Consider the following 12,860-nt stretch of genomic DNA (forward strand, 5'->3'; position numbering starts at 1 on the left):
GTCGACGACGATGTTCACCTCGCCCGTCATCGAGGCCCTCGGCCTCGAGAAGACCTACGGCACCGGAGCGAGCGCGGTGCGTGCGCTCGACGGCGCCTCCCTGTCCATTCCCGGCGGGCGCCTGACGGCGATCATGGGGCCCTCCGGATCGGGAAAGTCCACGATGATGCACGCGATGGCCGGGCTCGACGCCGTGGACTCCGGCAGCATCCGGATCGGCGATCTCGAGATCGTCGGCATGAGCGAGCGGCAGCGCACGGCACTGCGGCGAACGCGCATCGGCTTCGTCTTCCAGCAGTTCAACCTCGTGCCCGCACTCACCGCCCAGGAGAACATCGAGCTGCCGTTGCGGCTCGCCCGACGCCGCGTCGAGCCGGAGTGGCTGCGCGAGCTCACGACCATCCTCGGCATCGACGATCGGCTCGCGCATCGGCCCGCCGAGCTCTCCGGCGGACAGCAGCAGCGCGTGGCAGTGGCCCGCGCCCTGGCCGCGCGGCCGGAGGTCGTGTTCGCGGACGAGCCCACCGGGGCTCTCGACTCGCGAGCGAGCCATGCTCTGCTCGCCTTCCTTCGCCGTGCGGCTCACGAATTCGGCCAGACCATCGTGATGGTGACCCACGACCCCTCGGCGGCGGGCTACGCGGACCGCGTCGAGTTCCTGTCGGATGGCCGTGTGCGCGCGGCGCTGGACGACCCGACTCCCGAGACGGTGCTGGCCCGCATGGCAGAGGTCGAGCGCGGTGCCGAGGCGGTGACGGCATGATCCGGTTCGCCTTCGCGCAGGTGATCGCGCACCGTGTCCGGCTCGCGCTGACGGTGATCGCGGTGCTGCTCGGCGTCGCATTCGTCACGGGCGCGCTCGTGCTGAGCGGCACCGCGCAGAAGCTCTTCGACGAGCAGTTCGCGACCGCGGCAGCCGGCGTGGACGTGACTGTCCGCACCGCCACCGCATTCGACTCGGGGATGGGCGTGGAGGTCGAGCGGGACCCGCTGCCGGCCGACGTCCTGCCGCGAGTCGCCGATGCGGAGGGGGTGACCGCGGCCGTCCCCGTGGCGAAGGGAGCCGCTCGTCTCGCACGGGACGGCGCAGACCTCGGCAGCGTGCAGCTGAGCACGTGGGTGGACGAGCCGACCGGCGCGTACCCGCTTCTCGAGGGGCGGGCGCCCGCTGCGGCGGACGAGATCGTCGTCGACCGCGCGGCTGCCGGCACTCTCGGGCTTCGCATCGGCGACGAGGTCGAGGTGCTCGGCGATGGTCGGACGGCCGCACGGATCGTCGGACTCGTCGGGTTCGGAGACGGCGACGGTCCCCCCGTCGGCGTCGTGGTCCTGTCCACGCTCGCCGGCGCTCAGCACGCCCTCGGGATGGGCGACAGGATCTCCGAGGTGCTCGTCACCTCCGACCTCCCGGTGGCACGACTGCAGCCGCTCCTCACCGACGCCCTCGGCGACGCGGTGCAGGTCGCGACCGCTCAGGACCTGGCGGCTGCCGGGCGCGAGCAGGCGGCATCGAGTCTGCAGATGCTGCAGGTGGTGCTCGTGGCCCTGAGTATCGCGTCTCTGGTCATCGGCTCCTTCCTCATCGCCAACACGTTCACGATCGTCATCGCGCACCGCACCCGCGAGCTCGCGCTGGTGAGGGCGGTCGGAGCCACCGCGGCGCAGGTGCGCACGTCGGTGCTGGTCGAGGCCCTCGTCGTGGGCGTCGTCGCCTCTGCCGCCGGCGCGGCGGCGGGCGTGCTGGGCGCACACGGGCTGCGCGGCCTCGCGCGCACCTTCGGCGTGCTCATCCCCGACGGCGACCTCGTCGTCGAGCCGGGAACCGTGCTGCTCGCTCTGGGCTTCGGCATCGCGGTGACCGTGGGGGCCGCTCTGGCTCCGGCCGCCCGAGCAGCGGCCGTGTCGCCGCTCGCGGCGCTCCGGGCGAGCGCCGCGGAGGCGCCGCATCTCGGGCGGGCGCGGGTCGGCGCCGGTGCCGTGCTCGTCGCCCTCGGCACCACCGCCGCCGCGGCGCCCGCGTTCGGCGGTCCGCTGGTCCTCCTGGGCGGAGGACTGGTCGCCGCGCTCGCCGGAATCGTCCTGGTGGCGCCGCTGGTCCTGCGTCCCCTCGTGTCCGCCATCGGAGGGGTCGCGTCCCGCCACCTCACCGGCCAGCTCGCGCGCGAGGCGGCGCTGCGCTCGCCGCGGCGGACGGCCACGACCGCCATGGCCCTCGCTCTCGGGCTCGCGATGCTCACCTTCGTGTCGGTCGTCGGCGCCTCCGTCAAGACCGCGACCGGGGCCCAGTATCGCGAGGTCGTCTCCGCGGACGCGGTGGTCGAGAGCGCAGGACAGGAGATGCTCGGGGGTGTGCACGCCGCGGTGTTCGATGAGATCGCCGAGGTGGCCGAGGTCGGCAGCGTGAGCCGACTGAAGTACGGGCACTGGCGGGACGGCGAGACCACGAGCGCGCTGACCGCGTTCGATCCCGCCTCGATCGGCGAGGTCGCGGCCATCCGGATGACGATGGGAGACCTCTCCGCCCTCGAGGCGGGCGGTGTGGCGATCGCCGAGCGCGTGGCACGGGACCGGAGCCTCTCCATCGGCGACGAGCTGCCGATGACGTTCGCTCGTACCGGCGAACGTGCGCTGACCGTCGTGGGAGTCGTCGAGGACGGTTCCGCCCAGGCGCTGCAGACGGACTACTTCGTGTCGCTGCGCACCTACGCGGGGCTCTACACCGAGGACATGGACGCGAGCGTCTTCGTGCGCGCTGCCGACGGCGTCGCGCCCGCGCGGCTCGCCGCCGCCCTCGAGAGCGCCCTGGCGGACCATCCGTCGGTTCAGGTCCGCGATCAGGCGGCCGTCGTCGCCGGCCGCACTCAGGCCGTGGACCAGATCTTCGGGCTGGTCAGCGTTCTGCTCGCCTTCGCCCTGCTGATCGCGGCGCTGGGCGTCGCCAACACGCTCGCGCTCTCCATCGCTGAGCGGACGCGCGAGATCGGATTGCTGCGCGCGATCGGGATGGGTCAGCGCGCCGTCGCGCGGATGGTGCGGATCGAGACGGGCATCGTCTGCGTGGTCGCTGGACTCCTCGGATCGGCGCTGGGCCTCGCGGCGAGTGCCGCCGGTGTGGCGGCACTGTCCGCCGTCGCGCCGTTGCACATGGTCATCCCTTGGCCGCAGATCATCGTCGTCGCGGCGGTCGTCGTGGCGGCCGGATTGCTCGCCGGCGTGCTTCCCGCCCGTCGCGCGGCCCGGGTGCCCGTTCTGGAGGCGACCGCGCATGTCTGAGCCTCGCAGCCTGCCGCTCATCTTCGCCCTCGTCTGCGCGCAGTTCGTCGTGATGATGGACACGAGCATCCTCAATGTCGCCCTGCCGTCCCTCGGGCGCGACCTGCAGCTGGACGCCGTCGGGGCGGCATGGGTCGTCAACGCGTACCTCCTGACCTTCGGCGGCCTGCTTCTGCTCTCCGGCCGTGCCGCCGATGTCCTGGGCCGCCGTCGCATGATGCTCATCGGGACGGCGGTCCTCGTCGCCGGGTCGATCCTCGGCGCGGCGGCTGCCTCCGGCACGGCGCTCGTCGTGGCGCGCGTCCTGCAGGGCGCGGGAGCCGCGATGCTGAGTCCCGCCGCGATGTCGGTTCTGCTCGCGCGGTTCAGCGGACCCGCGCGCGCGTGGGCGATGAGCTGCTGGGGCGCCGCCTCCACCGCCGGCGGTGCAGCCGGCGTCGCCTTCGGGGGAGTGCTCACGGCGGCGCTCGGATGGCGGAGCGTGCTCGTCCTGACGGCCGCGGTGGCCATCCTGACGGGTGCCGCCGCCCGCGCTCTGGTGCCGCTCGACGTTCCGGCACCCCGCCGCCGCTTCGACGTGGCCGGTGCGGGGCTGCTCACCGGCGGCGCGGTGGCGACCGCGTTCGGGATCCTCGGACTCCCGCGAGCGGGACTCCTCGGCGGCGAGACCGTGCTCGCCGGACTGGTCGTGGCGGGGTGTCTGGTCGGCTTCGCGCTCGTGGAGCGTCGCAGCGCGGATCCGGTGCTTCCCCTGTCGACGTTCCGCGACGCGCGCGTGGTCGGCGGCATCGTCGCCAATCTGCTCGGCGGGGCCGCGCGCATCGGATGCTTCTTCCTCGTCGCGCTCCTTCTGCAGCAGGTGCTCCGATACGGCCCCGACCAGGCGGGATGGGCCATGGTCCCCACCTCGCTCGCCGGGTTCGCCGTGAGCACCCTGCTCCTTCCGCGGGCACTCGCCCGGCTGGGTGCCGGCCGGGTGGCCGTCCTCGGGCTCGTACTCCTGTGCGCCGCGCACCTGCTTTTGGCGACGATCCGCGCCGGTGACGCGTACCCGACGACCGTGCTGCCGGCCCTGGTGCTGGCCGCGGCGGGCGTGGCGTTCAGCTTCACGCCGACGACGCTCGTCATCGCGGAGGGGATCGCCGCCCGCAACGCCGGTGCCGGCTCCGGGCTGGCCTCGGCCACCGCGCAGCTGGGTGGCGCGATCGGCGTCGCCGTGTTCGGCATGGCGGACGACGGGCGGCGTGCGGCCGTCTCGGCCGCCGGCGGCACCGCCGTCCGGGCGGCCGAGGCCGGGCTGTCGACGGCATTCCTCGCTGCGGCGATCGCCGCCGCGGGCGGAGCGGCGGCGGCAGGCGGCGCCCTCGCAGTCCATCGGCTGTCCGCGAGGCGACGGATGGCGCAGCTCGCGATGCCGACGGTCCGCGCGGCGGCGGCGCCGCCGTCGTGAGCGCTCGCGCATCGCCGAAGGTGCCGCCGCGGTCAAGCCCCTCGCCACTCCCGCGCGCGTCGCGCGAAAGTGGATCCATGTCGACTCCGCCCTCGCACGCACCCTGGCGCCGCCGCCTGCTCGATCGTCTCCGTCGCAAGGAGGCCGAGGAGAGGCGCCTCACCATCGACGACGTCACGATCGTCGACCGCCCCATGCTCAAGAAGGCGATCGCCGGCACCGTCGTCGGCAACCTCATGGAGTGGTACGACATCGGGATCTACGGCTACCTCGCCGTGATCATCGGGCGGATGTTCCTCCCCGACGCCGAGGCCGGCGCGCAGTCCCTCTTCTCCCTCGGTGTCTTCGCCGTGACCTTCGTAGCGCGACCGCTGGGCGGCGTGGTGCTCGGGCAGCTCGGAGACCGGCTGGGGCGCCAGCGCGTCCTCGCGTTCACGCTCATCATGATGGCGGCGGCCACCTTCCTCATCGGCGTGCTGCCCGACTACTCCGTCATCGGCATCTGGGCGCCGATCCTGCTGATCGTGCTGAAGCTCCTGCAGGGCTTCTCGACGGGCGGCGAGTACGCCGGGGCGACGACGTTCATCACGGAGTACGCGCCCGACCGCCGACGCGGGTTCTACGCCTCGCTCCTCGACTGCGGCTCCTACATGGGCTTCGCGATCGGCGCCGCGTTCGTCTCCGTGCTCCAGCTGACGCTCTCGCCGGACGCCATGGACAGCTTCGCCTGGCGCATCCCGTTCCTCGTCGCGCTGCCCCTCGGCGCCATCGCCATCTACTTCCGGCTGAAGATCGAGGACACCCCGGCCTTCCGGGAGGCTCAGGAGGCGGCGGAGCGCGCGCAGGAGGAGGCCCGCGACTCCGCGGAGGCGCCGAAGGGCGTGCTCCAGCTGCTGCGCAGCTTCTGGCGCGAGCTCCTCACGGCGTTCGTGCTCGTCGCCGCCGCGAACACCGTCGGCTACGCCCTCACGTCGTACATGCCCACCTACCTCACCGGCACGCTCGGCTACGACGAGGTGCACGGCACGCTGCTGACGCTCCCCGTCCTCGTCGCGATGTCGACGGCCATCCCGTTCACCGGCATGCTCTCCGACCGCATCGGGCGCCGGAAGGTGCTCTTCATCGGCGCGGTCACGGCGATCGTGCTCGCCATCCCGTCGTTCCTCTTCATGATGCACGGCGCGATCTGGTCGACGCTGCTCGGGCTCATCCTGCTCGCGGTGCCGGTGACGTTCTACGTGGCGAACCTCGCCTCGTCGCTGCCGGCGCTGTTCCCGACGAGCTCGCGCTACGGCGGGATGGGCATCTCGTACAACCTGTCCGTGGCGATCTTCGCCGGCACCGCGCCGTTCATCATGGAGGCGCTCGTGCAGATGACGGGCTCCGCCCTCGCCCCCGCGTTCTACGTGATCGGCACCTCGGCGGCCGGCTTCCTGGCCATCCTCGCCCTGCGTGAATCGGCGCGACGGCCGCTGCCCGGCGCGATGCCGACCGTGGCCACCCAGCAGGAGGCGATCGACCTCGTCCGCACGCAGGACGACAACCCCGACCTCGACCTCGACGAGCTGTTCCCCGAGCGGCGCGAGGAGGTCTGACCTCAGGCGGCCGGCGCGGGCGCCCTCTCGGTGAGGGGCTCCTCGTCGGTCACCGGACGGCGACCCATGATCATGGCGAACACGGCGCCGGAGAGGTTGTGCCAGACGGAGAAGACGGCCGCCGGCAGCGCCGCGAGCGGCGAGAAGTGCGCGGCCGCGAGCGATGCCGCGAGCCCCGAGTTCTGCATGCCGACCTCGACCGCGATCGCGCGGCGCTCGCGCTGCGTCATGCGCAGCGCACGCGCCGCGAGGTAGCCCAGCAGCAGCCCGAGGCCGTTGTGCAGGATGACGGCGACGAGGACGACGAGCCCCGCCTGCACGATGCGGTCGGCGCTGCCGGCCACGACCGCGGTGACGATGAGCGAGATGGCGACGGTCGAGAGCCACGGGAAGACGCCCTGGATCCGGTCGATGAACCCGCGCAGCACAAGGCGCACGATGAGCCCGCCGACGACCGGCAGCAGCACGGTCTGCAGGATCGACACCATCATCGACTGGAACGGCACCTCGAGGAACGTGCCCGCCAGCCACAGCGTGAGCAGCGGCGTGAGGATGGGCGCGAGCAGCGTCGAGCAGGTCGTGACGGTGACCGACAGAGCCGTGTCGCCGCGGGAGAGGTAGGTCACCACGTTCGACGCGGTGCCGCCCGGTGCGCAGCCGACGAGGATGACGCCGGCGGCGAGCTCCGGCGGAAGCCCGAGCGCGAAGGCGATGGCCCATGCCGTGAGCGGCATGATGAGGTACTGCAGCACCACGCCGATGAGCACCATCCACGGGCGCTTGGCGATGCGCGTGAAGTCGGGCAGGGTCAGCGTCAGGCCCATGCAGAACATGATCACGCCGAGGAGCCAGGGGACCGCGGGGCCGAGAACGGCCGACGTGCCGGGGAACAGGAACCCGATCACACCCGCGACGAGGACGAGGATCGGGAAGAGCGTGACGGCGAGCCGGGCGGTGCGGTCGGGGCCGGGCGATGCGGATGGCCGTGGTGCTGTCGAGCTGTTCACCTCTCCAATGTGCCACACCGGCGATGTCCTCCCGCGCCGGAGATGAGCACTTTGCTACGCTCACCCGAGCGGAGCCGGGCGACGAACGCCCGGCGGAGGAGAAGAGCATGTCTCGGACGACGGCAGCCGAAGCGGTGCCTGCACGGGAGCAGTGGACCGGTCAGATCGGCTTCATCCTGGCGGCACTGGGATCGGCCGTGGGGCTCGGCAACATCTGGCGCTTCCCCGGCGTCGCCTACGAGAACGGCGGCGGGGCGTTCCTCATCCCGTATCTCGTCGCGCTCCTCACCGCGGGCATCCCCATCCTCTTCCTCGACTATGCGATCGGGCACCGGTTCCGCGGGTCTGCGCCCCTGGCCTTCCGGCGCATCGCCGGGAAGCTGGGTGAGGGCGTCGGCTGGTTCCAGGTGATGATCTGCGTGTTCATCGCGATCTACTACACGGCCGTCCTCGCGTGGGCGTCGAGCTACTTCGTGTTCTCGTGGGATCTGCGCTGGGGCGACGACCCCGCCGGCTTCTTCACCGGCGACTACCTCCAGGTGGCGGCGGCGCCGATCACCTTCGACTTCGTGCCGAGCGTGCTCATCCCGCTCGTCATCATGTGGATCGTCGCGCTCGTCGTCCTCGGCGCGGGCGTCGTGAAGGGCGTGCAGCGCGCGAACGTCGTCTTCATCCCGCTGCTGGTCATCGGCTTCCTCATCCTCGTCATCCGCGCGCTGTTCCTCCCCGGCGCGATCGACGGTCTCACCGCGTTCTTCACGCCCGACTTCGCCGCGCTGGCGGACCCGTCGGTGTGGATCGCGGCCTACAGCCAGATCTTCTTCTCGCTGTCGGTGGCGTTCGGCATCATGGTGACGTACGCCTCGTACCGTCGGCGTCGCGTGAACCTCACAGCGCCCGGCCTGGTGGTCGCCTTCGGCAACTCGTCGTTCGAGCTGCTGGCCGGCATCGGCGTCTTCTCGACCCTCGGCTTCTTCGCACATCAGCAGGGCATCGGCGTCGGCGAGCTCGAGGGCCTGACCGGCGTCGCGCTGTCGTTCATGACGTTCCCCGCGATCGTGTCGCAGATGCCGGGCGGCGAGTGGTTCGGCGCCCTCTTCTTCGGCGCGCTCGTCCTCGCGGGCCTGACCTCGCTCATCTCCATCCTCGAGGTCGTCATCGCGGCCGTCCGCGACAAGTTCGGCCTGACCCGCGCGCAGGTCGTCTACGGTCTCGGCGGCGTGCTCGCGGTCGTCTCGATCCTCCTCTTCGCGACCACCTCGGGCCTCACCGCGCTCGACACGATCGACAACTGGGCCAACAACATCGGCATCGTCGCCTCCGCGATCGCCGTGTCGATCGTCATCCTCTGGGTGCGTCGCGCCGGGCCCGAACTCGCGGGGCACCTCAGCGTGCTGTCGACGTTCAAGGTAGGCCGCATCTGGCTGGCCCTGGTGTCGGTCGTCGCGCCCGTCGTCCTCGTGTACATGCTCGTCTCGAAGATCGTCGAGCTCCTCACCGACGGATACAGCGGGTATCCCACCGCCTACCTGGGCATCGCGGGCTGGGGTTCGGTCCTCCTCATGATCGTCGGCGCGGTCGTCCTCACCGCCACGCGCTGGCGCCACGACCCCGAGCTGTTCGAGCCCTGGCCCGCGACGGCCACCCTCACCACGAAGGGAGCACGGCGATGACCCCCATCGCGATCCTGTTCTTCGTCATCGCGGCGGTCCTCATCTGGGGCGGCCTGGCGGCGAGCATCCTCTTCCTGTCGGCGCGGCCGCAGGTCGCGGCCTATCCGGCAGGAGCGGAGGACGACCTCGACGGCGACGACTGACCGCCCGGAGCCGGTGTCCGCCACCGGGCGTAGCATGGTCGGCATGTCTCAGAACGAGGAGATCAGGGTGATCCCGCTGCTGCCTGTCGCGACCGACGAGGCGCCCGTCTGCGCAGACGGCGTCTGCGGATGGCCGGGAGCCCAGCCGTCCTGATCTCAGAACCACGAAGCCCCCGCGACCCGAAGGTCGCGGGGGCTTCTGCGTGAAGCGGGTCAGTGCCCGTGCACGGCGGGCATGTCGTCGGTCTCCTCGGGCTTCCGCACGAAGAACGCCAGCACGACCGACACGAGCGAGATGATCGCCGCGATGAGGAACGCCGTGCGCGCGCCGGACGCGCCCGCGACCGCCGACGCGACGCCGGCCTGCTCGCCGTCGTGAAGGAAGCTCGAGTACGTCGCGATGAGGATGGCGACGCCCGCTGCTCCCGCGACCTGCTGCAGGGTGTTCAGCACGGCAGAGCCGTGCGAGTACAGCGAGCGCTCGAGCGACCCGAGCGACGCCGAGAACAGCGGGGTGAACGACATCGCCATGCCGATCGACATCGCCGTCTGCACGGCCATCAGCAGCCACCACGGGGTGTGCTCGGTGACCGTCGAGTAGGTGAAGATCGCCGCCGCGACGATGATCGTGCCCGGCACGAGGAGCGTGCGGGGGCCGCGCGCGTCGTAGATGCGGCCGGTGACCGGGCCGAGGAGGCCCATCAGCACGGAGCCGGGAAGCAGGATGAGGCCGGACTGCAGGGCGTCGAGCTCGACGACGTTCTGCAGGTAGAGCGGCAGCAGCGTGAGCGTGCCGAACATCGTCAGCGCGACCAGCGACATGATGACGACCGACACGGTGAAGTTGCCGGAGCGGAACACGCGCAGATCGAGCAGGGCGTCGTCCACGCGCTGCAGCACGATCTGGCGCCATACGAACACGGCCAGCATGACGAGGCCGCCGCCGAGGACGATGGCGCCCGTCGCGATGGGCGAGATGCTCGATCCCGCGGAGTCGCCGCCGTGCCCGCCGCCGAACTGGCTGAGGCCGTACACGATGCCGCCGAAGGCGAGCGCCGAGAGCACGATCGACGGCACGTCGATGGGTGCGCTCTTGGTCTCGCCGAGGTTCGTCATCCACTTCGCGCCCATGAGGAGCGCCACGACCGCGATCGGCAGCACGATGCCGAAGAGCCAGCGCCAGCTGAGCGTCTCGAGCACGGCGCCCGACAGGGTCGGGCCGATGGCGGGGGCGAGGGAGATGACGAGGCCGACGCGGCCCATCATCCGACCCCGCGAGCGCGGCGGCACGACGTTCATGATGGTGGTCATCAGCAGCGGCATCATGATGCCGGTGCCCGCGGCCTGCACGACCCGGCCGACGAGCAGCACGGCGAAGCCGGGCGCGACGAGGCAGATGAGGGTGCCCAGCGAGAAGGCGGTCATGGCGGCGAGGAACGCCTGGCGCGTGGTGAAGCGCTGCAGCAGGAAGCCGGTGGTCGGGATCACGACGGCCATCGTGAGCATGAAGGCGCTCGTCAGCCACTGACCGAGCTCGGGAGCGAGACCCAGGTCAGCGTTCAGATGGGGGATGGCGATGCCCATCGTCGTCTCGTTGAGGATGGCGACGAAGGCGGCGACGAGAAGCAGCCAGATGACGCGCATGCTCTTCGGATCGACGCCGGACTGGGGGCGGGCGCGGATGGCGCCAGTATCGGTGGACGTCATGGGGCTCCTGGAGAAGAAAGGCGGCGCAGCGGACTCCGCGCAGACGTAAGAGCCTAACGGCGCTCCCTGCGGCGGTATTCCCGTCAGTTCGGCGCCCGTGCCCACGACGATATGTATGCTCTTTGACATGAGTATGGGGCGAGGGATGGGCGGCGGCCGCGGCGGCAGCCGACCGATCGACGAGGAGGCGCAGCGGCGGCTGAACGCCGAGGCGCCGCGCGTGCCTGGGCTCGGGCGCCGTGTGGTCGCGCTGTTCCGGCCGTACCGCGCGCGCATCGGCGTCACCGCCGCGCTCGTCGTCGTCGGCGCGGCGCTCGGCGTCATCCCTCCGCTCGTCATCCAGCGGGTGTTCGACGACGCGCTGTTCCCCACCGACGGCTCGCCGGTGGACATCCCGCTGCTCGTGCGCCTGGTCGCGCTCATGATCGCGCTGTATCTCGGCAGCGCGATCGTCGGCGTCGCTCAGACCTGGTTCACGTCGAACGTGGGCAACCGCGTCACCGGCGACCTGCGCGTGCGGATGTTCGAGCATCTGCAGGCGATGGAGCTCGGGTTCTTCACGCGCACGAAGACCGGCATCATCCAGTCGCGGCTGCAGAACGACGTCGGCGGCGTCTCATCGGTGCTGACGAACACGGTGACGAGCATCCTCGGCAACACCGTGACCGTCATCGCCTCGCTCGTGGCCATGATCCTCATCGACTGGCGTCTCACCCTCATCGCCGTCGTCATCATGCCCGTGCTCGTCTTCGTGCAGCGGCGCGTGGGGCAGGTGCGCGCGCGGATCGCGGGGGAGACGCAGCAGTCGCTGTCGGAGCTGACCGCGATCACGCAGGAGACGCTGAGCGTCTCGGGCATCATGCTCTCGAAGTCGTTCAACCGCCAGCGCACGGAGTCCGCGCGCTACGCGGAGGAGAACGCCAACCAGATCCGGCTGCAGATCCGCCAGGCGATGACGGGGCAGGGGTTCTTCGCCGTCGTGCACGTGCTCATGGCGTCGGTGCCCGCGATCATCTACCTCGTCGCTGGCTTCCTCCTCGCCGGCGACACCGGGCTGCTCACCGCGGGCACGATCGTCGCGTTCACGAACGTGCAGGCCCGGCTGCTGCAGCCGCTGACGAGCCTCATGCGGGTGGCGCTCGACGTGCAGACGTCATCGGCCCTGTTCGCGCGCATCTTCGAGTACCTCGACCTGAAGCCCGCCATCGCCGACGCCCCCGGTGCGATCGACGTCGCCGCAGCCCCCGGCCCGATCGGGCGCGTGGAGTTCCGCGACGTCTCGTTCCGCTACCCCGACGCCGCGGTCGACACCCGCCCCACCCTGCAGGGCGTCTCTTTCACGGTCGAGCCGGGATCGCACGTGGCGTTCGTCGGGCCGTCCGGAGCGGGCAAGACGACCGTGCTCTACCTCACGCCGCGCTTCTATGAGGCGTCGGATGGCCAGGTGCTGTTCGCGGGGGAGGATGTGCGCCACCTCAGGCAGGAGTCGATCGTCGACCACGTCGGGATCGTGTCGCAGGAGACGTACCTCTTCCACGCGACGGTGCGGGAGAACCTCCGCTACGCGCGTCCGGACGCCACCGACCAGCAGATCGAGGACGCCTGCCGCCAGGCGAACATCCACCACATCATCGCGGGTTTCGAGGACGGCTACGACACGGTGGTCGGCGAACGCGGCTACCGCCTGTCGGGCGGCGAGAAGCAGCGCATCGCCATCGCGCGCGTGCTGCTGAAGGACCCGCCGGTGCTGCTCCTCGACGAGGCGACGAGCGCGCTCGACACGGTCTCCGAGCGCATCGTGCAGGAGGCCCTCGAGAGCGCGGCCCGCGGTCGCACGACCATCTCGATCGCGCACCGGCTGTCCACCGTCATCGACGCCGACGTGATCCATGTCGTGGACGCCGGCCGGATCGTGGAGTCGGGCACCCATGGGCAGCTCGTCGCAGCCGGCGGCCTCTACGCGGAGCTCGCCGCCGAGCAGCTGGCGGCCACGCGCGTGCTGGAGGAGTGAC

At 71.2% G+C, this 12,860-nt stretch carries 9 protein-coding genes; 7 read left to right on the plus strand and 2 right to left on the minus strand.

Annotation, left to right across the window (positions count from 1 at the left end; all coding sequences use genetic code 11):
• Window positions 1-10 precede the first annotated feature (10 nt).
• The 4 genes from D7D94_RS01385 (at window position 11) to D7D94_RS01400 (ending at window position 6,318) form a co-directional block, all read left to right on the plus strand.
• Window positions 11-763 (plus strand): ABC transporter ATP-binding protein, encoded by a 753-nt coding sequence (locus D7D94_RS01385; RefSeq protein WP_156240887.1) that lies wholly within the window; start codon window positions 11-13, stop codon window positions 761-763.
• Window positions 760-3,273 carry an FtsX-like permease family protein gene (locus tag D7D94_RS01390; protein WP_156240888.1) on the plus strand — a complete coding sequence of 838 codons (2,514 nt, stop codon included), beginning with the start codon at window positions 760-762 and terminating at the stop codon, window positions 3,271-3,273. The genes D7D94_RS01385 and D7D94_RS01390 overlap by 4 nt, the downstream gene beginning before the upstream one ends.
• Window positions 3,266-4,723 carry an MFS transporter gene (locus tag D7D94_RS01395; protein ID WP_156240889.1) on the plus strand — a complete coding sequence of 486 codons (1,458 nt, stop codon included), beginning with the start codon at window positions 3,266-3,268 and terminating at the stop codon, window positions 4,721-4,723. Before D7D94_RS01390 ends, D7D94_RS01395 begins: the two co-directional genes overlap by 8 nt.
• A gap of 77 nt (window positions 4,724-4,800) precedes the next feature.
• Window positions 4,801-6,318 (plus strand): MFS transporter, encoded by a 1,518-nt coding sequence (locus D7D94_RS01400; RefSeq protein WP_156240890.1) that lies wholly within the window; start codon window positions 4,801-4,803, stop codon window positions 6,316-6,318.
• 2 nt (window positions 6,319-6,320) lie between these two features.
• Here the strand turns inward: D7D94_RS01400 and D7D94_RS01405 are convergent, their stop codons facing one another.
• On the minus strand, window positions 6,321-7,334 hold the full coding sequence (locus D7D94_RS01405; RefSeq protein WP_156243250.1) for a bile acid:sodium symporter family protein: 1,014 nt from the start codon (window positions 7,332-7,334) through the stop codon (window positions 6,321-6,323).
• 98 nt (window positions 7,335-7,432) lie between these two features.
• On the opposite strand from D7D94_RS01405, the gene D7D94_RS01410 reads away from it, so the two are divergent.
• Together D7D94_RS01410 and D7D94_RS01415 are read left to right on the plus strand one after the other, a co-directional pair.
• Window positions 7,433-8,998, plus strand: a complete 1,566-nt coding sequence (locus tag D7D94_RS01410; protein ID WP_156240891.1) for a sodium-dependent transporter — start codon at window positions 7,433-7,435, stop codon at window positions 8,996-8,998.
• Complete coding sequence (locus tag D7D94_RS01415; protein ID WP_156240892.1) at window positions 8,995-9,141, plus strand: MetS family NSS transporter small subunit; 147 nt, start codon at window positions 8,995-8,997, stop codon at window positions 9,139-9,141. Before D7D94_RS01410 ends, D7D94_RS01415 begins: the two co-directional genes overlap by 4 nt.
• A 213-nt stretch (window positions 9,142-9,354) precedes the next feature.
• On the opposite strand, the gene D7D94_RS01420 is transcribed toward D7D94_RS01415, so the two are convergent.
• Entirely contained in the window at window positions 9,355-10,848 is a 1,494-nt protein-coding gene (locus D7D94_RS01420) for an MDR family MFS transporter (RefSeq protein ID WP_156240893.1), read from the minus strand.
• 127 nt (window positions 10,849-10,975) lie between these two features.
• Here D7D94_RS01420 and D7D94_RS01425 point away from each other — a divergent pair, with 127 nt between their 5' ends.
• Complete coding sequence (locus tag D7D94_RS01425) at window positions 10,976-12,859, plus strand: ABC transporter ATP-binding protein (protein WP_425486974.1); 1,884 nt, start codon at window positions 10,976-10,978, stop codon at window positions 12,857-12,859.
• The last annotated feature ends 1 nt before the right edge of the window (window position 12,860 follow it).

The organism is Microbacterium oryzae, assembly GCF_009735645.1.
GTDB lineage: Bacteria > Actinomycetota > Actinomycetes > Actinomycetales > Microbacteriaceae > Microbacterium > Microbacterium oryzae.